Annotated in this window: 21 protein-coding genes; 11 read left to right on the top strand and 10 right to left on the bottom strand. The window is 70.2% G+C overall.

The annotated features are described in order from the left end of the window. The first annotated feature begins 41 nt into the window (after positions 1 to 41). On the top strand, positions 42 to 1,061 hold the full coding sequence (locus ACZ5LB_RS02255; protein WP_464604540.1) for a TolB family protein: 1,020 nt from the start codon (positions 42 to 44) through the stop codon (positions 1,059 to 1,061). On the opposite strand, the gene ACZ5LB_RS02250 is transcribed toward ACZ5LB_RS02255, so the two are convergent. Next, positions 1,019 to 2,113, bottom strand: a complete 1,095-nt coding sequence (locus ACZ5LB_RS02250) for a PLP-dependent cysteine synthase family protein (protein WP_464604539.1) — start codon at positions 2,111 to 2,113, stop codon at positions 1,019 to 1,021. The two genes, ACZ5LB_RS02255 and ACZ5LB_RS02250, sit on opposite strands and share 43 nt — an antisense overlap. Before the next feature lie 165 nt (positions 2,114 to 2,278). Here ACZ5LB_RS02250 and ACZ5LB_RS02245 point away from each other — a divergent pair, with 165 nt between their 5' ends. The 5 genes from ACZ5LB_RS02245 (at position 2,279) to ACZ5LB_RS02225 (ending at position 8,757) form a co-directional block, all read left to right on the top strand. Beyond that, positions 2,279 to 3,013 (top strand): hypothetical protein, encoded by a 735-nt coding sequence (locus ACZ5LB_RS02245; protein ID WP_464604538.1) that lies wholly within the window; start codon positions 2,279 to 2,281, stop codon positions 3,011 to 3,013. Positions 3,014 to 3,146: 133 nt separating this feature from the next. Next, entirely contained in the window at positions 3,147 to 4,211 is a 1,065-nt protein-coding gene (locus ACZ5LB_RS02240; protein WP_464604537.1) for a Y-family DNA polymerase, read from the top strand. Then, entirely contained in the window at positions 4,208 to 7,045 is a 2,838-nt protein-coding gene (locus ACZ5LB_RS02235) for a helix-hairpin-helix domain-containing protein (RefSeq protein ID WP_464604536.1), read from the top strand. Before ACZ5LB_RS02240 ends, ACZ5LB_RS02235 begins: the two co-directional genes overlap by 4 nt. 85 nt (positions 7,046 to 7,130) lie before the next feature. Then, the gene (locus tag ACZ5LB_RS02230) at positions 7,131 to 8,279 is read left to right on the top strand and encodes an ATP-binding protein (RefSeq protein ID WP_464604535.1); all 1,149 of its coding nucleotides are present in this window, start codon (positions 7,131 to 7,133) and stop codon (positions 8,277 to 8,279) included. A gap of 55 nt (positions 8,280 to 8,334) precedes the next feature. Next, on the top strand, positions 8,335 to 8,757 hold the full coding sequence (locus ACZ5LB_RS02225) for an acyl-CoA thioesterase (RefSeq protein WP_464604534.1): 423 nt from the start codon (positions 8,335 to 8,337) through the stop codon (positions 8,755 to 8,757). Between the two features lie 6 nt (positions 8,758 to 8,763). Here the strand turns inward: ACZ5LB_RS02225 and ACZ5LB_RS02220 are convergent, their stop codons facing one another. Beyond that, a complete protein-coding gene (locus ACZ5LB_RS02220) occupies positions 8,764 to 9,117 on the bottom strand; it encodes an iron-sulfur cluster assembly scaffold protein (RefSeq protein ID WP_464604533.1) in 354 nt (117 codons plus the stop codon). Between the two features lie 132 nt (positions 9,118 to 9,249). On the opposite strand from ACZ5LB_RS02220, the gene ACZ5LB_RS02215 reads away from it, so the two are divergent. Further along, positions 9,250 to 10,899 (top strand): FAD-dependent oxidoreductase, encoded by a 1,650-nt coding sequence (locus ACZ5LB_RS02215; RefSeq protein ID WP_464604532.1) that lies wholly within the window; start codon positions 9,250 to 9,252, stop codon positions 10,897 to 10,899. 2 nt (positions 10,900 to 10,901) lie between these two features. Beyond that, positions 10,902 to 11,846, top strand: a complete 945-nt coding sequence (locus tag ACZ5LB_RS02210) for a YeiH family protein (protein WP_464604531.1) — start codon at positions 10,902 to 10,904, stop codon at positions 11,844 to 11,846. A 25-nt stretch (positions 11,847 to 11,871) separates the two neighbouring features. Here ACZ5LB_RS02210 and ACZ5LB_RS02205 read toward each other — a convergent pair whose 3' ends face one another. From ACZ5LB_RS02205 to ACZ5LB_RS02190, 4 genes are all read right to left on the bottom strand, one after another. Next, a complete protein-coding gene (locus tag ACZ5LB_RS02205; RefSeq protein ID WP_464604530.1) occupies positions 11,872 to 12,936 on the bottom strand; it encodes a sensor histidine kinase in 1,065 nt (354 codons plus the stop codon). Continuing rightward, complete coding sequence (locus ACZ5LB_RS02200; RefSeq protein WP_464604529.1) at positions 12,933 to 14,051, bottom strand: FIST N-terminal domain-containing protein; 1,119 nt, start codon at positions 14,049 to 14,051, stop codon at positions 12,933 to 12,935. The genes ACZ5LB_RS02205 and ACZ5LB_RS02200 overlap by 4 nt, the downstream gene beginning before the upstream one ends. A gap of 74 nt (positions 14,052 to 14,125) precedes the next feature. After that, positions 14,126 to 14,500: a pyridoxamine 5'-phosphate oxidase family protein gene (locus tag ACZ5LB_RS02195; protein ID WP_464604528.1), complete on the bottom strand. Its 375-nt coding sequence runs from the start codon at positions 14,498 to 14,500 to the stop codon at positions 14,126 to 14,128. Positions 14,501 to 14,549: 49 nt separating this feature from the next. Beyond that, positions 14,550 to 15,068 (bottom strand): RrF2 family transcriptional regulator, encoded by a 519-nt coding sequence (locus ACZ5LB_RS02190; protein WP_464604527.1) that lies wholly within the window; start codon positions 15,066 to 15,068, stop codon positions 14,550 to 14,552. A 299-nt stretch (positions 15,069 to 15,367) separates the two neighbouring features. On the opposite strand from ACZ5LB_RS02190, the gene ACZ5LB_RS02185 reads away from it, so the two are divergent. Beyond that, positions 15,368 to 15,814 carry a helix-turn-helix domain-containing protein gene (locus ACZ5LB_RS02185; RefSeq protein WP_464604526.1) on the top strand — a complete coding sequence of 149 codons (447 nt, stop codon included), beginning with the start codon at positions 15,368 to 15,370 and terminating at the stop codon, positions 15,812 to 15,814. A gap of 3 nt (positions 15,815 to 15,817) precedes the next feature. Here the strand turns inward: ACZ5LB_RS02185 and ACZ5LB_RS02180 are convergent, their stop codons facing one another. The 4 genes from ACZ5LB_RS02180 to ACZ5LB_RS02165 form a co-directional block, all read right to left on the bottom strand. Then, positions 15,818 to 16,930, bottom strand: a complete 1,113-nt coding sequence (locus tag ACZ5LB_RS02180; protein WP_464604525.1) for an ABC transporter permease — start codon at positions 16,928 to 16,930, stop codon at positions 15,818 to 15,820. After that, on the bottom strand, positions 16,927 to 17,676 hold the full coding sequence (locus ACZ5LB_RS02175) for an ABC transporter ATP-binding protein (RefSeq protein ID WP_464604524.1): 750 nt from the start codon (positions 17,674 to 17,676) through the stop codon (positions 16,927 to 16,929). The genes ACZ5LB_RS02180 and ACZ5LB_RS02175 overlap by 4 nt, the downstream gene beginning before the upstream one ends. After that, positions 17,673 to 18,737, bottom strand: coding sequence for an HlyD family secretion protein (locus tag ACZ5LB_RS02170; RefSeq protein ID WP_464604523.1), 1,065 nt, complete (start codon positions 18,735 to 18,737; stop codon positions 17,673 to 17,675). Before ACZ5LB_RS02170 ends, ACZ5LB_RS02175 begins: the two co-directional genes overlap by 4 nt. A gap of 67 nt (positions 18,738 to 18,804) precedes the next feature. Next, entirely contained in the window at positions 18,805 to 19,434 is a 630-nt protein-coding gene (locus tag ACZ5LB_RS02165) for a TetR/AcrR family transcriptional regulator (RefSeq protein ID WP_464604522.1), read from the bottom strand. Positions 19,435 to 19,558: 124 nt separating this feature from the next. Between ACZ5LB_RS02165 and ACZ5LB_RS02160 the strand changes: the two genes are divergently transcribed. Both ACZ5LB_RS02160 and ACZ5LB_RS02155 read left to right on the top strand, forming a co-directional pair. Next, positions 19,559 to 19,891 (top strand): ArsR/SmtB family transcription factor, encoded by a 333-nt coding sequence (locus ACZ5LB_RS02160; protein WP_306600021.1) that lies wholly within the window; start codon positions 19,559 to 19,561, stop codon positions 19,889 to 19,891. 12 nt (positions 19,892 to 19,903) lie between these two features. Next, positions 19,904 to 21,205, top strand: coding sequence for a TolC family protein (locus ACZ5LB_RS02155; RefSeq protein WP_464604521.1), 1,302 nt, complete (start codon positions 19,904 to 19,906; stop codon positions 21,203 to 21,205). The last annotated feature ends 3 nt before the right edge of the window (positions 21,206 to 21,208 follow it).

Genomic DNA, 21,208 nt, shown 5'->3' with positions numbered 1-21,208 from the left:
CGGGGGGTGAGCGCATACTGGGAGCGCTTCCGGAGGTTCCCATGCGTTCCTGGCGCGTTGCCCCCCTGCTGCTTTCCGGCACCCTGGCCGTTGCGGCGGTCCCGCCCTACCTGGGCGAGACCCCACCCGGCGACCAGCCGCGCCTGTTCGCGGCGGATCTCCTGGGCACGGGCCTTTCCACCCGGGACATCACCTTCCTGCCCGATTTCACGGAATGCTACGTGGGCGTGTTCATGCCCGGGTTCCGCAAGGCGGCGATCGTCGGGCTCCGCCGGGAAGGCGGCGCGTGGCGGCCCGAGGTGGCGCCCTTTTCCCGGGATCCCCGGTGGCGGTGCCTGGAGCCCTGCGTGAGCCCCGACGGGCGGCGGTTCTTCTTCGTGTCCGACCGCCCCGCCGATCCCGCGGGCGAAACGCCCGGGCCCTTCGGCATCTGGGTGATGGAGCGCGAAGGCACGGGCTGGTCCCAGGCCCGCCGCCTGCCCGCGGCCGTGAACGGCTCCGGGAACGTCTTCTACCCCAGCGTCACGCGGGACGGCGTCCTGTACTTCCTGCAGGAGGAAGGGCAAGGGGGCTGGATCCTGCGCTCGGCCTTCCGGGACGGCGCCTGGACCCCGGCCGAGAAGCTGCCGGCGCCCTTCAACGCCAGCCCCGCCCAGGCCAACCCCCGGGTGGACCCCGAAGGCCGCTACCTCCTCCTGCCCATGGAGGGCCGCCCCGATAGCCTGGGCGGGGCCGACTACTACGGCTACTTCCGGCGGGACGACGGCACCTGGGCCGGGCCGGTGAACCTGGGGCCGGCCGTGAACAGCCCGGCCCGTGATGAATATTCAATCAACCCCGGCCCCGACGGCCGGGTGGTCTTCTTCGCCAGCAACAGGACCCTGCCCCGCCTGGACGGCAAGCTCCTCACCTGGGAAGCCCTGCTGGCCGAACGCACCCTCCCCGGCAACGGCCAGAACAGCCTCTGGTGGGTGGATGCCGGCTTCCTGGAGGCGGCGCGGGCCAAGGCCCTGGAACCTCAGCGGCCGCAGGGACGCGTCCCGCCCTCCACGGGCAGGTAGCCGCAGGCGCTCTCGTCGCAGCAGGTCATGCACACCCGCTTGCAGGCCTCGAAGCCCGTGAGCTCCACCTCCGGGGACAGGAAGCCCGGCTTCACGGGCTCCTCCCGCATGAGGTCGGTGCTGAGGTACTTCTTGTTGTCGTCGGAGAAGACCGTCACCACCACGGCGTCCGGCCCCAGCTGCTCCTGCACCTTCAGGGCGCCCAGGAAGTTGGCGCCGCTGGAGATGCCCACCCCCAGCCCGAGGCGGCCGGCCAGCATCTGCGCCATGAGGATGGCGTCGCCGTCGTCCACGGCGATGATCCCGTCCAGGTCGCCCAGCTTGACGATGGACGGGATGAATTCGTCGGAGATGCCCTGGATCCGGTGCTTGCCCACCTTGTGGCCGGTGCTCATGGTGGGGGAGTTGGCGGGTTCCAGGGGGTGCAGCTTCACGACGGGGTGCATCTCCCGCAGGAAGGCGCCCACCCCCATGATGGTGCCGCCGGTGCCCACGCCCGCCACGAAGGCGTCCGGGGTGAGGCCCTGGAACTTCAGTTGCCACCAGATCTCGGGACCCGTGGTGGTGCGGTGGGCCTCGACGTTGTCGGTGTTGGAGAACTGGCAGGGAAGGAAGCAGTCCGGGGTGGAGGCGGCCAGTTCCTCGGACAGGCGGATGCTCCCCAGAAAGCCGCCCTCCTCCTTGCTCACCAGGCGGATGGAGGCGCCCAGACTGCGGATGAGGTCCTTGCGCTCCTGGCTCATCCAGTCCGGCATGAAGATCGTCACCGGGTGCCCCAGGGCCCGTCCCAGGGCCGCGAAGGAGATGCCCGTGTTGCCGCTGGTGGCCTCGGCCAGGGCCGCCCCCGGGGCCAGCACGCCGCGCGCGTAGGCCATCTTCAGCACGTGCAGGGCCATGCGGTCCTTGATGCTGCCGGTCATGTTGAGGTTCTCGGCCTTGGCGAAGATGCGCCGGGACTGGCCCTTGTACGTGAAGTGCACGGCCAGCAGGGGCGTGTTGCCCACCAGATGGCCCAGGTCGTGGATGCGGCGGGGGATGTCGAGTGGGATCACGGATACCTCGTGATCCCAGGGTCCCAGGAAAACAATTGAAATTGACATGCACACAATCCCGGAAGAACGGGGACACCGGGACACCCACCGGCCGGCAAATGCAGGCTGGCGTCATTTGATTAATGATTTATCTTTTCCCTGGCGATATCCGCCACGGAGAACCTAATGACCCTGCGTCACCTTTCCCTCGGCTCCCTGGCAGCCGCCTGCTCCATCCTCGTCCTGGCGCTGGCCTGCGGCGGCAAGAACAGCTCCGCCCCCACCACCAACCTGGCGGGCGCCTGGATCGGTACCGTTTCCACCGGTGAGTCGGACCTCCTCCTGGTCATGCCTTCGGGCGGGGACTACCGCCACGTGTCCTCGTCCATGTTCATCGCAAGCTCCGGAAACCTCCAGATCTCCGGCCGGAACCTGACCGGGACGGCCACCATCTTCCCCAGGGCCGGCTTCCCCGCTCCGGAGGTCGCCGGCACCCTGAGCGGCACGGCCTCGAGCGCATCCATCAACGCCGTCTTCAATCCCACGGATCCCACCAAAGGGAAAACGACGATCTCCGTCGTTCCCGACACCGCCGCCGATTCCAACGCCCAGCTCCCCGGCCTCGCGGGCACCTGGCTCTCCCAATCCAACCGCAATTCCAGCCGCGAGGATCTGACCCTCACCATCGACTCCGTGGGTGCGATCTCGGCCACCTCCAACTCGGGCGCCCTCGCCGGCACCCTCGCCCAGCCCACCGACAATGCCAACGCGTTCACGGTGGTTCTCAACGTCACACCGACCGATGGTTCCAGCCCCAAGAAGTTCACGGGCGCCGCCTATCTCCGCGAAAAGGCCACCCAGCTGATCATTAACGCGGACGACGGCAAGGGATTCGTTGCCGGCATCTACACCAGGCAGTAAAAATTGCCGCTTTCTTTTCGTTTTTTTTGCGCCATATTTAAGCGCTCGGAGGTCGAGCGTGCTGGCGATGTGGGTTCCCGAAATGCCGTTCCAGATGGCCTGCCAGGCGGACGCAGGCCTGAAGGAACGGCCTTTGGCGTTTCTCAGCCCAGGCGCCCAGCGCACCCCCTGCCTGTGGCTGGTGAACCGCCTGGCCCGGGCCGAGGGGGTGGCCCCCGGGGAGCCCATGGACCAGGCCCTGCGGCGCCTGCCCGGGCTGCGGGTGCTGGACCCGGCCCCCCAGACCTGGTGGGAGGCCCAGGGCCAGCTGGGCGAGTTCCTGCAGCACTGGAGCCCCCAGGGCCTCCTGGGCCGCATGGGCGAGGCCTTGGTGGAACTGGGCGGCACGGCCCGCCTCCACGGCGGACCCCGGGACGCCGCCAGCCGCATGCAGAAGGACCTGGCGCAGTCCATGGGCTGGACCAGCCACGGGGGGCTCTCCCTGAGCGCCACGGCGGCGCGCCTGGCCACCCGCACCCCGGAGCCCCTGGCGGAGGTGCCCGACGGCTCCGAGCAGGTCTTCCTGGCCCCCCACCCCCTGGGCCGCCTGCCTGACATCACCCCCCGGGTGCGCTACCGGCTCTCGCGCCTGGGGCTGGCCCGCTTCGGCGACCTGCAGCCGGTGCCCCTGCCCACCCTCAGCCAGATCATGCCCGAACCCGACGCCCGTCTGGCCCTCTCCCGGGCCCGGGGGGAGGACCGGCCCCGCCTGCCCATGCTGGCCGATCCCCTGGGGGAGTCCCGCCACCCCTGGCGGCTCGAGCCCGCCTGCCTCCCCGAGGAGGTGCCCCTGGCCTTCTGGTGCCTGGAGCGCTTCTGGAACGACGGCCGCGCCCCCCGGCAGCTGACCCTGCGCTGGTGGGACGTGGACGGCGTGGCCCACCGGTGGCGGGCCCCCGAGGAGGCCCTGGCCGAACCCGCCATGGCCCTGGCCCGCCTCGTGGAGGCCGCCTTCCGCCGGGGGGCCGAGCGCCGCATCCTCGTGCACCGCCTGGAATTGCACATGGCCTGGGGGCTGGGGCGGCCCCGGGGGCTCTTCGAGGCGCCCCTCACCCGCAAGCTGGGCGCCCTGGAAACCACCCTGGCCCGGCTCCGCAGGCGTTTCCCCGACCGGCCCGTGCTGCCCGGCTGGGCCCTGGAGGAGGGGGAGTCCGCATGACCTTCCCGCTGGCCGTGACCGACTTCTCCACCGGGGAGGGCGTCTACCCCGCGCCCATGGCCGTGGCGCTGGCCCAGCGCCTGGGCTACGCCTGCGTGGCCTCCTGGGACCACGGCCTCCACGGGTGGCCCCGCCTGCGGGAGGAGGCCCTGGCCGCGGGCCTCACGCCCCTCCTGGCCAGCCGCTTCACGTGGCGGGGCCTGGCCTTCGGCGCCCTGCCCCACACCGACCGCGGCTATGCCGAACTGTGCCGCCTGCTCACGGACCAGGCCCACGGCCGCGAGGGGGACCCGCCCCGGGAGTGCGTGCTGCTCGCCGAGACCCTGGAGGGCCAGGCGTATCTCGTCCGGGAGGGCTTCGCGCCGTACCTCCTCGCCCACGCCCGCAACCCGATGGAGGCCATGGCCGCCGCCGCCCGGGGCCTCCCCGCCGCCGCGCCCCAGGTGCTGCGCTTCCGCCGCGAGGCCGGCCTGGAGCTGCACCGCCTCAAGCGCGTCATGGCGGAACGCTCCACCGTCACCCGCGTGGAGCCCCTGTGGGAGCCCCGGGACGCCGCCGTCACCCGGGCCTCCTGGGAGACGCGCTTTCCCGGCGCCGACCCCGCCATCGCCCGGGCCACGCAGGAGATCCTGGAGAAGGTGCGGGCCTGGCGCATGCACTGGGGCGACTGGGTCATGCCCCGGCCCGTGTGCGCGCGCGACCTGGACCTGGACGCCGAACTCCAGTCCCGGCTCCGCCAGGGCATCCCGAAGCGCTACGCCACCCCGCCCCCGGAGCTGGAGGCCCGCATCGACCTGGAACTCGACCTCATCCGGCGCAAGCGCTTCGCCGGGTACTTCCTGGCCGTGCACGACATCATCCGCGAGGCCAAGGCCACCCGCACCTGCGGCCGGGGCTCGGGGGCGGCCTCCATCGTCAGCTACCTGCTGGGCATCACCAACGTGGACCCCATCGCCACCAACCTCATGTTCGAGCGGTTCCTGTCGGACGCGCGCATCGACCCGCCGGACCTGGACGTGGACTTCGCCTGGGACGAGCGGGACGCGGTGATCGCGTCGGTCTTCCGGCGCTACGGGCAGGAGCGGGTGGCCATGGTCTCCAACCACGTGTATTTCAAGCCCAAGGGCGCCCTGCGGGACGTGGCCCTGGCCCACGGCCGCCCCGAGGCCGAGCTCAAGGTCCTGGCCCGCTTCATCCGCGGCTGGGACGAAGGGGTCAAGGGCATCCAGGACAATCCCGCCTGGGCCCCCATCCTCGCCCAGGCCGAGGCCCTGCGCGGGCACTTCCACCAGCTCTCCGTGCACCCCGGCGGCACCGTCATCGCCCCCGGGGCCCTGTGGCACCACGTGCCCTTCCAGCCCGCGCCCGCCAAGGAGGGGGTGTCGATCACCCAGTGGGACAAGGACGGCGTGGAGGAGTACGGCCTGGTGAAGATCGACCTCCTGGGCAACCGCAGCCTCGCGGTGGTGCGCGACGCCCTGGACGCGCTGAGGGACCGGGCGCCGGCGGCGCTGCACTGGACGCCCCGCCTGGATCCCGCCACCCAGGACCTGCTGGGCCGGGGCGACTCCATGGGCGTCTTCTACGTGGAGAGCCCCGCCACCCGCCAGCTGCAGCAGCGGGTGGGCAAGGGCGACTTCGAGACGCTGGTCATCCACAGCTCCCTCATCCGCCCCGCGGCCAACCGCTGGATCGACACCTACGTCAGGCGCAGCCGCGGCGAGGAGGCCTACGTGCCCAGCCACCCCGTGCTGGGGTCGCTGCTGTCCGAGAGCTTCGGCGTGCTGGTGTACCAGGAGGACGTGGTGCGCGTGGGCATGGCCATGGCGGGCTGGAGCCACGAGGAGGCCGACAAGCTCCGCAAGGTCCTGGGCAAGGACGACTGCTCCGTGAAGCTGCCGCTGTTCGAGGCGAGGTTCCGGGAAGGCTGTGCCGCCCAGGGCATCCCGCCGGCGGTGGTGGACGAGGTGTGGGACATGGTGCGCACCTTCCGGGGCTACTCCTTCTGCAAGCCGCACTCGGCGTCCTACGCCCAGGTGAGCTTCGAGAGCGCCTGGCTCAAGGCCCACCACCCGGCGGTGTTCTTCGCGTCGGTGATCACCAACCAGGGCGGCTTCTACGCCCCCATCGCCTACCTGGGCGACGCCAGGCGCCACAACCTGGTGGTGCGCGGCCCCGACGCCAACCTGTCGAAGTGGGAATTCGCGGCCGAAGGGGACCGCGGCCTGCGGGTGGGCCTCATGGCCGTCAAGGGCGCCCAGCGCGGCGAGGTGGAGGCCCTGCTGGAGGACCGGGAGCGCCGCGGCCCCTACGGGAGCCTGGAGGAGCTCCTGGAGCGCGTGGACCTCTCGGTGCCCACCGTGGAGGCCCTGGGCTCGGGCGGCGCCTTCGACCGCTGGGCCCCCGACGGCGACCGCACCCGCCTCCTGTGGACCCGCCTGGGCGGCATCCCCGAGGGCGTGCGTCCCCGCCCCACCGACCCCTTCGACCGCGCCGCCCTGGAACTGGAGCTCCTGGGCCTGACCCTGGAGATCCACCCCGCCGCCCTGCAGCGGGCCCGCCACGGCGGCGCCCCCCACCGCGCCGCCGACGTGGCCCGCCCCGGCCACCAGCTGCGCTTCTGGGCCCTGGTGGTGGCCGAGAAGACCGTGCGCACCGAGAAGGGCGACCTCATGCAGTTCGTCACCTTCGAGGACGAGACCGCCCTGTGCGAGGCCGTGGCCTTCCCGGACGCCTACCGCAAGCGAAGGAGGCCCTTCCGCATGGGGGACATCCTGCCGGTGGCGGGGAGGAGCGTGCGACAGGACGGGCTGGTGGTGCTGGAGGTGGCGTGATGGCCAAATGCAATCAGTTTTGCGTTTGGCCCGACTAAACGCAAAACTGATTGCGTTTGGTCGAAGCATGAACTAGCCTGAAGGCATGGTCAAACGCCCCTTGTGGGAATCCTGGATCGAGAGGGCCTGGGAGCAGAGACCCATCCTCTGGCTCGCTGGCGTCCGGAGAAGCGGCAAGACAACCATCTGCCAGGCCCTCCCGGATATTGAATACTTCGACTGTGAACGCCCCAGTGTCCGCAGGATGCTGGAGGATCCGGAGGCGTTTCTGGAGGATCACCGGGACCGGCGCATCGTGCTCGATGAAATCCATCGGCTCGAAGCGCCCTCGGAGCTCCTCAAACTGGCTGCGGACCACTACCCGGGCACAAAGGTCCTCGCAACCGGAAGCAGCACCCTCGGCGCCTCGAGCAAGTTCCGGGATACCCTGGCGGGCCGGAAGAAGACCCTTTGGTTGACGCCCATGATCCAGGCCGATCTCGCCGCATTCGGCAGGATGGACCTCCACCATCGAATGCTGAGAGGCGGCCTGCCCCCCTTCTTCCTGGCGCAGGATCTCCCCCAGGATGACTTCCAGGACTGGTTCGACGGCTACTGGGCCAAGGACCTCCAGGAACTGTTCCGCCTGGAGCGCCGCTCTGGAATCCAGAAATTGCTGGAGCTGCTGCTCATCCAGAGTGGCGGCATGTTCGAGGCATCCTCGTTGGCCAGCCCCTGTGGGATCTCCCGCACCACAGTCACCACCTACCTCGGCATCCTGGAGGAGACGATGGTCGTCCGGGTCTTGCGCCCATTCCATAGCGCAAGGAGCCGTGAAGTGGTCCAGGCACCCAAAGTCTATGGGTTCGACACCGGCTTCGTCTGCCATTATCGGGGCTGGGACCGCCTCCGGAACGACGATCTGGGCCCGCTGTGGGAGCATCTGGTCCTCAACGAGTTCATCGCCCACCTCCAGGGAAGACCCATTCACTATTGGAGGGACAAGGACCGGCACGAGCTGGATTTTGTGCTTGCCCGGGACCCGTCAGCCCCGGTGGCCGTCGAGGTCAAATGGAAGGCCGATTCCTTCGACCCCGTCAACCTCGTGGCCTTTCGGAAGACCTATCCGGAGGGTCAGAATTTTCTGGTGGCCCAGGATGTGGAGCGGCCCTACACACGCCGGTTCGGGGGTCTATCGGTGCGAGTCCTTGGACTCGGCCAGATCCCGGACCTCCTGGGTCCAGGGAAAAGGTGATTTCCCGCCCCGGCCCAAGGTTCGGGTGGCCCGGCGCCGTGGGCTACCATGAGGCATGGAAAACGCGCACGCTCCCTATGAACTCGCCCTGGACGTCCTGCCGGAGGACATCGACCAGCTCAACCACGTGAACAACGTCGTGTACCTGCGCTGGGTGCAGGAGGCCGCCATCGCCCACTGGACCGCCAAGGCCTCCCGGGAGGCCCAGGAAACCCTCTTCTGGGTGGTGGTCCGCCACGAGATCGACTACAAGCGCCCGGCCCTGCCAGGCGACGGCATCATCGCCCGCACCTGGGTGGGCCCGGCCAGCCAGCGCACGTTTGAGCGCAACACGGAAATCCTCCGGGCCGGCGACCGCACCCTCCTGGCCCGGGCCCGCACCCTCTGGTGCCCCATGGACCCGCGCACCGGCCGGCCCACCCACGTGAGCGACGAGGTGCGGGCGGCCTTCTCCGTCGAGCCGGCGGCCGGGAACTGAGCCAGGCTATCCCAGGGCCGCCTTGAGCGCCCCCAGCGCCAGCTCCGCGGAGTGGTACGAGGCGTCGTCGCCGTCGCCCAGGGCCTCCAGCACGTCCTCCACGTCCAGGGCGGCGGCCTCCTGGAGGGTGCGACCCTGCACCAGGTGGGCCACGAGGCTCCCGCAGATGACGAAGGACTCGCACCCGTCGGTGGTGTAGCTGCCCGCGGCCACGCGGCCGTCCTCCACCTTCAGCCACAGGTCCAGGGCGTGTCCGCACCCGCCTTCCTGGGCCCGGCCGTGCAGGTCGGCTCCCTTCATGGGAGAGAAATTGCCGGGAACGATCCGGAAGCCGATGGAGGGGGGGAGCACCTTACGCATGCATCAATTGTGATGGATTTGTTGGGAAAAGCAGCACCAAACCACGGAATGTCCCGCACAATATTCCTATTTGAGCATTCAGTGTGTTTATGGGAAAATGCCAAGGCCCGGCACGTTGGAGGCGAGGAAACCATGGATCAGCCCAAGCGCATCGTCATCGTAGGTGGAGTGGCCGGGGGGGCCTCGGCGGCCGTCCGGGCGCGCCGCCTCTCGGAAGGGGCCGACATCGTCCTGTTCGAGCGGGGCCCCCACGTCTCCTTCGCCAACTGCGGCCTGCCCTACCACATCGGCGGGGCCATCCCCGACCGGGGCAAGCTTCTGGTGCAGACCCCCCGGAGCCTCATGGCCCGGTTCAACCTGGACGTGCGGGTCAACACCGAGGTCCTGTCCATCGACGCCGCGGCCCGCACGGTGACCGTGCGCAACCTGAAGACCGGCCAGGAGCGGGTGCAGCCCTACGACGCCCTGATCCTCAGCCCCGGCGCCGAGCCCATCCGGCCCGCCATGCCGGGCATCGGGGACCCGCGGATCCTCGCCCTGCGCAACCTGGAGGACATGGACCGCATCCTGGCGGCCATGGAGGGCGCCACCCGGGCCCTGGTGGTGGGCGCGGGCTACATCGGCCTGGAAATGGCCGAGGCCTTCCGGGAGCGGGGGCTGGAGGTGGTCCTGGTGGAGAAGCTCGACCAGGTCATGGCCGCGGCGGATGCCGACATGGCCACGACCCTGCACGGCGAGCTCCGGCGCAACGGCGTGGACCTGCGCCTGGGGGTCTCGGTGGAGGGCTTCGAGCCGGGCCCGGACGGCCTGTGGGCCACGCTTTCCGACGGGACGCAGGTGGCCTGCGGCCTGGCCGTGCTGGCCATCGGCGTGCGCCCGGAAACCGCCCTGGCCCGCACCGCGGGCCTGGCCCTGGGCTCCACCGGGGGGATCCTGGTGGACGAGTACATGCGCACCAGCGATCCCGCCATCTGGGCGGTGGGCGACGCCGTGGAGGTGAAGGACACGGTCCTGGACGGGCCCGCCCTCATCCCCCTGGCCGGCCCCGCCAACCGCCAGGGCCGCATCGCCGCCGACGCCATCCTGGGCCGCGCCAGCGTCTACAAGGGCACGCAGGGCACGGCCATCTGCAAGGTCTTCGGCCTGGCCCTGGCCGTCACGGGCCAGTCGGAGAAGGTCCTCAAGCGCAAGGGCGTGGCCCACCGCAAGATCTACATCCATCCCGCGGACCACGCCACCTACTACCCCGGCGCCTCCAGCATCTCCCTCAAGCTCCTCTTCGACGACGAAGGCCGCATCCTGGGCGCCCAGGCCGTGGGCGCCGCCGGCGTGGACAAGCGCATCGACGTCATCGCCACCGCCATGCGCGGGGGCCTGACCGTCTACGACCTGGAGGACTCGGAGCTCTGCTACGCGCCCCCCTACGGCAGCGCCAAGGACCCCGTGAACATGGCCGGGTTCGTGGCCTCCAACGTGCTGCGCGGCGACACCGCGCTCTGGGAACCGGAGGAGCTGGCTTCGTTGCGGGAGGACCAGGTGCTCCTGGACGTGCGCACCCTCGAGGAGTTCAAGGCCGGCACGATCCCGGGCGCCGTCATGGCCCCCGTGGACGAACTGCGGGACCGCCTGGACGAGCTGGACACGGACAAGGAATACCTGGTCTTCTGCCAGGTGGGCCTGCGGGGCTACCTGGCCGGCAGGATCCTGTCGCAGCTGGGCTACAAGGTGCGCAACCTTTCGGGCGGGTACCGGCGCTACCGGATGTTCATGGGCCAGGCCTGAGCATGGAGGACACCCGGCTTCTTCCGCGCATCGCCTGGCCCCTGGCCGCCGCCCTGACCCTCCTGCCCTGGTGCGGGGCCGCCACGGCCCTGCTGGGTGGCGTCCTCCTGGCGGTGACCCTGGGCAACCCGTACCAGGCCCTCTTCAAGCGCTGGACGGGGCGGCTCCTGCCGTGGTCCGTCATCGGCCTGGGGGCCGGCATGGACCTGCGCGTCGTGCTCCAGGCGGGCCTCCACGGCCTGGGCTACACGGTGGTGAGCATCGGCCTCACCCTGGCCCTGGGCATCTGGCTGGCCCGGCGCATGGGGGTGCCGGGCTCCACCGGCCTCCTGGTGAGCGTGGGCACCGCCATCTGCGGGGGCAGCGCCATCGCGGCGGTGGCCCCGGTCATCAACGCCGAGGAGCACGAGACCTCCGTGGCCCTGGGCACGGTCTTCCTGCTCAACGCCGCGGCCCTGGTGGTCTTCCCCATGGCCGGCCACCTGTTCCACCTGTCCCAGGAGGGCTTCGGCCTCTGGGCGGCCCTGGCCATCCACGACACCAGCTCCGTGGTGGGCGCGGCCCTGTCCTACGGGCGCCAGGCGCTGCAGATCGCGGTCACCGTGAAGCTGGCCCGGGCCCTGTGGATCGTCCCCGTGGCCTTCGGCATCGGCCTGGCCACCAAGAAGGACCAGGGCGCCGCCAAGGGCAAGCGCCCCTGGTTCATCCTGGGCTTCCTCGTGGCGGCCGCCCTGGCCACCTACGTGCCCTTCCTCCACGTGCCCGCCCAGTGGGTGGCCCGGGGCGCCCGGCAGGGCCTGGTCCTCACCCTCTTCCTCATCGGGGCCGGCCTCACGCCCGCCACGCTGCGCAAGGTGGGCGCGCGGCCCTTCCTGCACGGCCTGCTGCTCTGGGTGATCATCGGCTCGGCGAGCCTGGCGGCGGTGGTGGCCGGCATCCTGAAATGAGGCCGCCCCGGACCGGGAAGGCCCGTCAGGGCTGGACCGGCCACCGCACGACGACGCAGGTCCCGTCCCCCTCGCGCGGCTCCAGGAGGATCTGGCCCTTGTGCCGGTCCACGACCGTCGAATAGGCCAGGGCGAGCCCCTGCCCTGATCCTCGCCCCACGGCCTTCGTCGTGAAGAAGGGCTCGAAGACCCGGTCCCGGATGGCTTCCGGGATGCCGGTGCCGTTGTCCGCGACCCGGAGTTCCACCCGGTCCCCGTCGATCCGCAGGGCCAGTTCGATCCGACCCCGGGCCAGCCGGCCCCGGTCGATCTGGTCGCCGATGGCGTGGGCGGCGTTGATCACCAGGTTCATGACGACCTGGCCGATCTCGTCGCGCAGGCACACCACCGCGGGAAGGCCCTCCTGGATGGCCAGGTCCAGGTCGGCCACCTGTTTCCATTCGCTTCGCGAAACGGTCACGGCGGAACGGACGATCTCCCCCAGATCCGCCGGCTCCATGACGCCGCTGGCGGTGTGGGAGAAGGTCTTCATGGCCTTGACGATGCCCGCGATGCGGGAGAGCCCTTCGGCGCACTGGGACAGGGCCAGCGGCGCCTCCTCCCGGATGAAATCCAGGTCCGCGGTTTCGAGCCGCGCATCGAAATCGGCGAGGTCGCCGGGGCCGCACCGGGACGCGCGCAGCTTCCCCACCAGGGCCAGGGCGGCGTCCACCAGGGCCAGGAGCGGCTCGAGGGTGGACCGGAAGAACATGAGGTTGTCGGCCACGAACTGGGTGGGCGTGTTGATCTCGTGGGCGATCCCCGCGGCGAGCTGGCCGATGGACTCCATCTTGCGCATCTGGAGCATCCGGGCCTGGGTCTGCTGGAGCTCGGCCAGCGTCCGCCGCAGCTCCTCGCGCTCCGCGGCCAATTCCCGGGTCTTGCCCTCGACGACCTTCTCGAGGGCGATGTTCTGCTCCAGGAAGTGGAGTGCGGAGGTTTCGCGGGTGCGGATGTCCAGCTGGCGCCGGATGAGCACCGCGATGGTCTTGTCCCGGGCGGCGAGCTTGCGCTCGAGTTCCGCGATGCGTTCCAGGTCGCCGGCGCTCATCGGGCACCGGGCCTTCCCAGGACGATCCCCGTGAGCGTCTGGTTCACGTGGATGCCGTTGAACTGCTCTCCGTAGGTGGAAAAGCCGAACACCTGGTTGCGGGCCAACACCTCCCCCACCTCCGCGTCGGTGCCCAGGTCCTCGAACTCCAGGCGCCGGAGGATGCAGTCGCAGGCGAGGACCGCCAGGGGGTCGCCGGCCTGCCGCCTCACGTCCGCGAGGGTCCGCTCCAGCAGGGCTAGGGGATCGACGGATCGCCCGATGCTGATCGCCAGGCCGGTGTCGATGGCGCAGTAGAGGGCCAGGGACCGGTCCGGGAGGACCTTGGCGATGGAGCGCACGTGGTGCCCGGAGCCGATGGCCATCAGGAACGGATGCCGGGAGAACACCGCGGGCCCCAGCGCCTCCGTGGGCAGGCCCAGGGCCCGGGCGTAGGCGTCGGCGGCGGGCTCGCCGTTGATCTCGCGGATGATCCTGCGGTCGGCGTCCGCCTCGGTGATCACGATGTCCGGCTCCCCCGGGATGAAATGCTTGAGCATGAAGGGCACGATGGGTCCCCGGGACCGGAAGCTGGCCAGGACGGCGGCGTCACTGAGGAACCGGCCATCGTGGTACACGAAGGTGCGGTCGAAGCGCAGGTCGTCCCCGGCCGATCCCCCGACGATGGGGATGTTTCCAAGGGCCTGGTAGATGGCGGAGGTCACCCGTTCCTCCATCATCGACAGCCCGTCGATCACCAGGAATCCGAAGGGGTGCTGGCGTCCGTCCGCGGGTTCGTTCCGGATGGCCGAGGCCATGGGGAGGACCGCGTCCTGGAACCCCACCAGCGGATGGATCAGGTGGGGCACCATGGCCAGGTTCCCGCCGCCGAACCCCGTGGCGGCCATCCCCCCCTTCCGGAAGCCCCCGGGCCCGATCTGGCCCGAGGAGGTGCAGCCAATGATTGGACAATCAAAGGAACGCTTCAGCGCCGGGCCGACTTCATCCAGGTCATAGGCCGTGGAACCGAAAAAGAAGAGGGCATCCAGCCGATCCCCCATTTGCGACCGCAGGTCGGCGACCGCCGCGCGGGGGTCCGGATCGGTCGTCATGGCATGCCATACCGAACTGTTCATGGGAGGCCCATCCTGGTCATGTCCAACGTATCGAACCCGCCGCCCCGGAAAATGAGCCCCGGCCAGGAATCGTCCTAGAGGGTCTGGGTGATGTTCTCCGGCGTGATGGCCAGCGCGGCCCGGGCCCAGGAAAATTTCGCCTTCAGCACGTCGAACTCGGGACCCGCGGCCAGGAAGGCCGCCCTGCCCTTGACGAGGAAACCGGTTCCCGGGCCGTGGTGCCCGGGCACCTTGGAGCTGCCCAGAGTCATGAGCACCTGGTCGTTGAACGCGACGTTGGCTTCGGTGCGGGTCATGTACCCGGCGGGGACCAGGAACCGGCCGTCCTCGGTGACGCGGACATAGCTGTTCCAGGTGTTCACCATGTGGGGGCCGTCCGGCCCCAGGGTGGCGATGGCGACCACGCCATCCTTCGTGAGCACTTCCAGCAGTTTTTCGGGCATGACCATGGCGGCCTCCTTCATTGGGGGTGGGGAATCGTCCAGTCCTTGCGGCTGGCTAGGTGGCGTGGGTGCGGGCCTGCTTGCGGGACAGGAACCAGGCGCGGGTGTCGGCCAGGAAGGCTACCGGGGCCTTCCGTTCGAATTCGCACCCCAGGTCCGCCAGGGTCCTGGAACCCAGGAAATCCTGGAGGACCTGCTCGGCCTCCTGCATCACCGCGTGGATGCGGCAGGTCCCGGCCGTGGCCCATTCGGGGGCCTCCGGGCCGAACAGGGCGCAGTTGGCGCGGATCTCGGCACAGGCGAAGAGCTTGCGATCCGGGTCCACGGCGGCGAGCACCTCCATGACGGTGATCCGGTCCGCAGGCCGGGCCAGGGAGAACCCGCCGGAGATCCCTTCGCGTCCCGCCACCAGCCCGGCCTTCCGGAGCCGGGTGAGGACCTTGGCCAGGAAGCGCTCCGGGACCTTCAGGAAGGTGGCGAGGTCCTTCACCGACGCCGGCTCCGGCCGGGTGGCCAGGATGAGTAGCGCGTGCAGGGCATACTCCGCGCCGGCACCGTACAGGGACGAATTCAAACTAGCACCTCACAAGTAGTAGTTTACGGCGCCCAGGCCCGCCCGTCAACGGGATTGACCAGGAGCGCCCGGCCGTTCCTGGAATTGCGAATAATTCTATTGACCCTGGTCCGAAATTAGTTAAATTATACATCGAATAAAATTTCGCTTCTGGAGCGGAATTCCTCAGCGTTCAGGTATCAGACCTGCAAGTTGGAGGCGCAGATCCCATCACCCCCGAGGTGCATGGTACCTGCGCCTATTGTCTATTCACGAGGACCCGGAGCGTCCGCTCCGGTTCAACGTCCCGGGAGGTCCCCTTGTCCTTCACCGCCAGCGATCCCGAACCCAAGGGCGCCCTCTCGACCCTGGGTGACCGCATCAAGTCCGTGCGCCGCACCTGGAAGTGGTCCCAGCAGGACATGGCCGAGGTCCTCCGGGTGGACCAGGCCTCCATCTCCTTCTGGGAGCGGGACAAGATCCGGCCCTCCGGATCGGCCATCGTCGCCCTGGCCTCCCTCTTCCGCACCAGCGTGGACGCCCTGGAGGGCGGCAGCGAATTCAACATTCCCGATCCCCCTTCCACGCCCGGCGCCGCCGACCGGGAGTTCCCCAGGAGCGTCTGCCTACCCGTTGGCGGCAAGGACCAGGTCATGGTGGTGGACCTGGCGGACGGCTCCTCCAAGGGCGACCCCGTCTCCGAGGCCATGATGACCCTGGCCATGGGCGTCAAGGCCAACCGGCGGGTGTGGCTGGTCATGGAATAGGGGTCAGAGGGACCGGCGGAAAAGGAGGGTTCCGGCGGCCAGCGCCGCGCACCCGATCGCGCACAGGACCAGGACGTCCGGCAACGCCACCAGGAAGGGGGCGTCCCGGACGACCAGGGACCGGAACCCGTGCACGGCGTACGTCATGGGGTTGACCTTCGCCAGGAGCCTCAGCCAGCCGGGGAAGGCATGGACGGGATACACCGCCCCGCTGGAGAAGAACAGCAGGGTGTTCAGGAGCCCGGCCAGCACCTTGGGCAGCATCACGTCGTCCACCCGGGCGAACATGGCGATGGATAGGGTGTTGAAGGCGAAGGCCGTGGCCGCCATGAGCACCAGGACGCCGAGGATCGTGAGGGGGTGCAGGAGGAGATCCAGGCCCGCCAGCAGGGACCCCAGGGCCGCAAAGAGGGCGCCGCAGATCATGGCCTTGACCGAGCCGGCCAGGACCATCCCCAGGACCAGCTCCAGCCGGGTGATGGGGGTGACCAGGAACCCCTCGTGCACGCCCCGGTTCTTGTCCTCCATCCAGAGCATGACCCCGCCGAACAGCACCGACAGGAAAATGGCCAGGGTCAGGGTCCCGGGGAACAGGTACTTGATGTAGGCGACGTAGGGGTAGAGCTCGACGCGTTCCAGGGCCAGGGACCCGCGGCCATGGAGGGGCGCCGGCGGCGAGGCCAGCGTGGTGGTCATCTCCGTGAGGGTGCCCGACAGGGCCGCGCTCACGGCCTGGTCCGAGTTGTCCAGGAGGATCCCCACGTGCGGGTTCTCGCCCTGGAAGACGCGCCTGGATAGGTCTGCGGGCAGGATGACCGCCGCGTCCAGGCGGCCCCCCTCCATGGCGTCCCGGGCCCCCCGCTCGTCGGCGAAGGCCACGGTGGTGAACATCCCCGTGCCGCTGGAAGCGGCGGCGAGGGCCTCCCGGAACCGGAGCGCGTGGGGGCCGTGGTCGCGGTCCACGACCCCCACCCGAGCCCCCGTGATGTGCCCGCCGAAGACGTTGCCCATGATGAGCAGCTGCACCAGCGGGCCCAGCACGACCACGAAGATCAGCACGGGCGCGTGGAAGAACTTGCGCAGCTCCCGGCCGGCGATGGCGGCGATGCCGTTCATGGCCGGCCCCCTTCCAGGTCGTGGCCGGCGTAGCGCACGAACACGTCGTCCAGCGTGGCGCCTTGGCCCACGCTGCGCTTGAGGCTGGCCGGGGTGTCCAGGGCCGCGAGGCGGCCCTGGTCGATGATGGCCACCCGGCCGCAGAGGGCGTCGGCCTCGTCCATGTGGTGCGTGGTGATCAGGAGGGTGATGCCCTGCTCCGCGTTGATCCGCCGGAGCAGCTCCCAGACCCGCGCGCGCGACACGGGATCCAGCCCCGTCGTGGGCTCGTCCATGAAGAACACCTTCGGCTCGTGGATCAGGCCCCGGGCGATCTCCAGCCGCCGCCGCATGCCCCCCGACAGGGCGCGGGTCATGGCCCCCCGCCGTTCGGTGAGTTCCACCGCCTCCAGCAGGTCCCCGATGCGCCGTTCCCGGTCCGCCCGGCCGATGCCGTAGAGCTGGGCATAGACGAGCATGTTCTCCTCCACCGTCAGATCCAGGTCGCTGGTCATGGCCTGGGGCAGGACTCCGATGCTCCTGCGGACGTCGTCGGGCCGCCTGGCTAGGTCGTGCCCGTGGATGCGGACGCGGCCGCTGGTGATGGGAATGAGCGTGGTCATCATACGGATGAGGGTGCTCTTGCCCGCGCCGTTGGGGCCCAGCAGCCCCAGGACCTCCCCCGGGCCCACCTCGAAGCTGATGCCCTTGACGGCCTCGAATTCGCCGTAGCGCTTGACGACGTCCTCCACCTGGATGGCGGTCATCGGACCCTCCCGGGCACCAGGACGTCGGCGGACATGCCGGGCACCAGAACGCCGTCCGGATTGTCCACGCCCAGCTTGAGGCGGATGGCGCGGATATCGCGCCGGCCGGTGCCCGTGTCCCGCTGGGTGGCGAAGTCCGCCTCCGCGGCCTTCACCAGGACCCGCCCCGTCACCTGGGTCCCGGACGGCAACCGCACCGGCAGGCTGTCCCCCACCTTCAGGGCGCCGGCCCGGGTTTCCGGAATGGCCGCCAGGACCCAGGTCCGTTTGAGATCCACAAGGGTGGCGATGGCCCCGCCTGCCGCCAGGATCTCCCCTTGCCGGACCGCCAGGATGCCGATCCTCCCGTCGCTGGGCGCAAGGACGCGGGTGTAGGCCAGGCGGGTTTCCGCCCCGGCCGCCAGCGCCCGGGCCGAAGCGAGCTGGCCCAGGGCGGACCGGACGTTCTCCCGGGCCGCCACGCCCTGGTGGGTGCGGGCCTCGGCGCTGCGCACCGCCGCCTCGGCCTGGGCGACGCCGTTGCGGGCGGCCTGCTCTCTCGCCTCCGCGGCCTCCTGGCCGCGGAGGGCGTCGTCCCGGTCCTGGGCGGAAACGGCGCCCGCCTTGGCCAGGGCGAGCATGCGCCGGGCCAGGTCCTGCTGCTTCCGGGCGTTGGCCGAAGCCTCCGCCAGGGTCGCCTTGGCCATGCCCAAGGCCGCCTGGGCGCTGGCCAAGCCGTGCCGGGCCTCCCCCGCCGAGCTGGCCGCGGCCTCCCGGGCGGCGTCCACTTGGCGCTCCAGGCTGCTGGCCTGGGCCTTGAAGGACCCCAGGGAAGCCTCCTGCTCCGCCGGATCCAGGAGGGCGATGACGTCCCCCGCCCGCACGTCCTGGCCTTCCTCCACGAGCAGTTTGGCCACCCTCCCGGCGGCCTGGGAACTGACGAGCACCTGGTTGGCGTCCACGGTGCCCGCCACCACGAGGGGGGCCGGGGCGAGGCGCGAAAGGAGGGAAGCCCCCGCCCCCACCACCAGGAGGGCGGCGAAGGCGGCCAGGATCCGCCGGGTGGTTCTGGAAAGACGCATGATTTTCCTCTCAAGGCAGGCTTCCGCCCGCCGGCAAGCCGGGTGGCCAATTCGTTGGGTGAGGGCCTTAGGGCCTCAGGCTCCGGAGAACCCGGTCGAAGACCAGCCGGAGGGTCGGATCATCGAGCTTCAAGGGGCGGCCCGGGCCGGGTCCCCGTTCCTCCCCCTTGGCCTCGAGGCGCAACAGTTCATAAAGTGGGGCGTACGCCAGGGACCAGAAGATCCCCTTGGGGAAGTTCGCTTCCCCCACGGCCCCCATGCCGAAATCGGACAGCTCCCCCCGGGCGATGGCGGTGGTCACGAAGGTCCCCATCGCCTCGAACAGCGTGAGGTTGGGCAGCTCCCCATAGGTGGCCATGAGCGCCGAGTGGCGCACCTGCTCCAGGAACCGCCAGGCGAGCTGGTGCTCCCGGAAGAACCGGATCCGGTTCCGCCACTGGATCCAGAGCCCCTCCTCGAAGGGGGCCAGGGGGTCGAAGTCCTCCAGGAAGGCCTCGGCCAGGGCCTGGTTCTGCTCCACCCACAACTGGTACAGCAGGTCCTCGCGATCCTTGAAGTGGATGTAGAGGGTCGCGGGGGACACGCCGGCGGCCCGGGCCAGCTTCTGCATCGAGAAGCCGTCGATGCCCTCGACCACCAGCATCTCCACCGCCATGCGGCGGATCTTCTCGGCCTTGCCCGGGTCCCTGGGTCGCATCGTCACCTCAGAATTAAAAGTAAACGAACGTTCATTTATGGTCAAGGACGTCCTGCACTTTTTTTGGGAATGCACGGTTGACAGGCTTCAGAACTCTATTATTCTATGGTTGTATAGATAAAGGATGAACCAGTTGACCCTCACCCAGCCCATGATCAGCGACGTCAGCAGGCTCTTCGCCGCCCTGGGCGACGAGTCCCGGCTCCGGATCCTCAAGGTCCTCGTGGATGCCGGCCAACCCATGTCCCAGGGCGCGGTGGCCGAGGCCGCGGGCCTTTCCCAGGCCAACGCCAGCAAGCACCTCATCCACCTCGCGCGGGTCGGCCTTGTGAATCGCGAGCCCAGTGGTAACCTCGTGCTCTTCACCCCCGTCTCCCCCCTCGTTCCCGACGTCTGCGACCTGATGTGCGCCCACGTGGCCGCGCGCGTCAAGGCCGCCTATTCATCCATCTCCTAGGAGTCCCGTTCCATGTCCGCATTCGCGAAACGGCTCGTTCCATTCCTGGTGGCCCTGGCGGCTTCCGCCCAGGAGCCCCTCACCGTCCAGGACGCCATCCGCAAGGCCTGGGCGGACCAGAGCGGCCTCCAGGCGGGCGAAGCCCTGGTGGACCGGGCCCGCGCCGAGGCCGCGGCCATGCGCGCGCTCAACCTCCCCTCCGTCAGCCTCGGCGCGGGCCTCATGCGCACCACCGAGCCCATGATGGTCTTCGGCATGCACCTCAACCAGGCCCGCATCGCCCAATCGGACTTCATGCCCGAGCGCCTCAACCACCCGGATGCCGCCTCCGGCCTGGGCGCCACCCTGACCGTCACGCAGCCCCTCTACGCCGGCGGGCGCCTGGACGCGGCCGCCCGGGCCGGCGCCGCCCTGGCCGGCAGCGAGGCGGCCTCCCAGGCCCACCGCCGCCAGCAGGTGGCCTTCGCGGTGGCCCAGGCCTACTTTGGCGCCCAGGTGGCCGAGCAGGGCCTGCGCTTCGCCGAGGACACCCTCCGGCAGGCCCAGGAGACCGAACGCTTCGTGACCGCCCGGGTGGACCAGGGGCTCATGCTGCGCTCCGAGGGCGACCGGGCGCGGGCCTTCCGCGCCCAGAGCGAGGCCGGCGTCGCCGAGGCCCGCAACCGGGTGGCCTCGGCCCGCTCCGGCCTGGCCCTGCTCATGGGCGGTGAGGCCACGGGTCCCCTGGCCACCGCCGTGGACGCGCCCCTTCCGGCCCTGCCCGCGGCCCCCGGCCGCCGGGGCGACCTGGAAGCCCTGAAGCTGCAGGGGCAGGCCGCCCGGGAAGGCGTGGCCGCCGCCCGCGGCAGCCTGAAACCCGAAGTGGGCCTCAGCCTCGCGGCCGGCACCGCCCGCTACGCCCTGGGCGAAGGGGGGAACTGGACCACCGCCTCCCTGGGCGCCAAGTGGACCTTCTCCTTCTCGGACACCCGGCGGGTGTCTTCCGCCCGGGCCCAGGCCCGGGCCGCGGAGCTGGGCCTGAAGTGGCAGGAGCACCAGGCCGCGCGCGAGGCCGACGAGGCCCGGCGCTTCCTGGAAACGGCCCAGGCGAAGATCGCCTTCGCCAAGGTGGCGGTGGAGGCCTCGGAAAGCGCGCGGACCATCCGCACCGCCCGGCACCGCGAGGGGCTGCTGCCCCTGGTGGAGGTGCTGGACGCGGAAGCCGGGCTCTCCGGCGCCCGCACCCTCCTGCTGAACAGCGAACTGGAATGGCGCCTGGGCGGAGCCCAGCTCGCCCTGGCTCTCGGACAACCCATTGAAGGCATCACGGAGTAGATG

The sequence above is a fragment of the Mesoterricola sp. MK458 genome (assembly GCF_055384935.1).
This window is presented reverse-complemented; position numbering and strand designations above follow the sequence as displayed.

What these genes read in the sequence shown, in the direction of transcription:
- ACZ5LB_RS02175 (WP_464604524.1), bottom strand. Translation starts at nt 17,676, where the DNA reads ATGACCGCCATCCAGGTGGAGGACGTCGTCAAGCGCTACGGCGAATTC.
- ACZ5LB_RS02200 (WP_464604529.1), bottom strand. Translation starts at nt 14,051, where the DNA reads ATGAACAGTTCGGTATGGCATGCCATGACGACCGATCCGGACCCCCGC.
- ACZ5LB_RS02195 (WP_464604528.1), bottom strand. Translation starts at nt 14,500, where the DNA reads ATGGTCATGCCCGAAAAACTGCTGGAAGTGCTCACGAAGGATGGCGTG.
- ACZ5LB_RS02255 (WP_464604540.1), top strand. Translation starts at nt 42, where the DNA reads ATGCGTTCCTGGCGCGTTGCCCCCCTGCTGCTTTCCGGCACCCTGGCC.
- ACZ5LB_RS02205 (WP_464604530.1), bottom strand. Translation starts at nt 12,936, where the DNA reads ATGAGCGCCGGCGACCTGGAACGCATCGCGGAACTCGAGCGCAAGCTC.
- ACZ5LB_RS02180 (WP_464604525.1), bottom strand. Translation starts at nt 16,930, where the DNA reads ATGAACGGCATCGCCGCCATCGCCGGCCGGGAGCTGCGCAAGTTCTTC.
- ACZ5LB_RS02215 (WP_464604532.1), top strand. Translation starts at nt 9,250, where the DNA reads ATGGATCAGCCCAAGCGCATCGTCATCGTAGGTGGAGTGGCCGGGGGG.
- ACZ5LB_RS02235 (WP_464604536.1), top strand. Translation starts at nt 4,208, where the DNA reads ATGACCTTCCCGCTGGCCGTGACCGACTTCTCCACCGGGGAGGGCGTC.
- ACZ5LB_RS02245 (WP_464604538.1), top strand. Translation starts at nt 2,279, where the DNA reads ATGACCCTGCGTCACCTTTCCCTCGGCTCCCTGGCAGCCGCCTGCTCC.
- ACZ5LB_RS02220 (WP_464604533.1), bottom strand. Translation starts at nt 9,117, where the DNA reads ATGCGTAAGGTGCTCCCCCCCTCCATCGGCTTCCGGATCGTTCCCGGC.
- ACZ5LB_RS02230 (WP_464604535.1), top strand. Translation starts at nt 7,131, where the DNA reads ATGGTCAAACGCCCCTTGTGGGAATCCTGGATCGAGAGGGCCTGGGAG.
- ACZ5LB_RS02155 (WP_464604521.1), top strand. Translation starts at nt 19,904, where the DNA reads ATGTCCGCATTCGCGAAACGGCTCGTTCCATTCCTGGTGGCCCTGGCG.
- ACZ5LB_RS02165 (WP_464604522.1), bottom strand. Translation starts at nt 19,434, where the DNA reads ATGCGACCCAGGGACCCGGGCAAGGCCGAGAAGATCCGCCGCATGGCG.
- ACZ5LB_RS02160 (WP_306600021.1), top strand. Translation starts at nt 19,559, where the DNA reads ATGAACCAGTTGACCCTCACCCAGCCCATGATCAGCGACGTCAGCAGG.
- ACZ5LB_RS02225 (WP_464604534.1), top strand. Translation starts at nt 8,335, where the DNA reads ATGGAAAACGCGCACGCTCCCTATGAACTCGCCCTGGACGTCCTGCCG.
- ACZ5LB_RS02170 (WP_464604523.1), bottom strand. Translation starts at nt 18,737, where the DNA reads ATGCGTCTTTCCAGAACCACCCGGCGGATCCTGGCCGCCTTCGCCGCC.
- ACZ5LB_RS02210 (WP_464604531.1), top strand. Translation starts at nt 10,902, where the DNA reads ATGGAGGACACCCGGCTTCTTCCGCGCATCGCCTGGCCCCTGGCCGCC.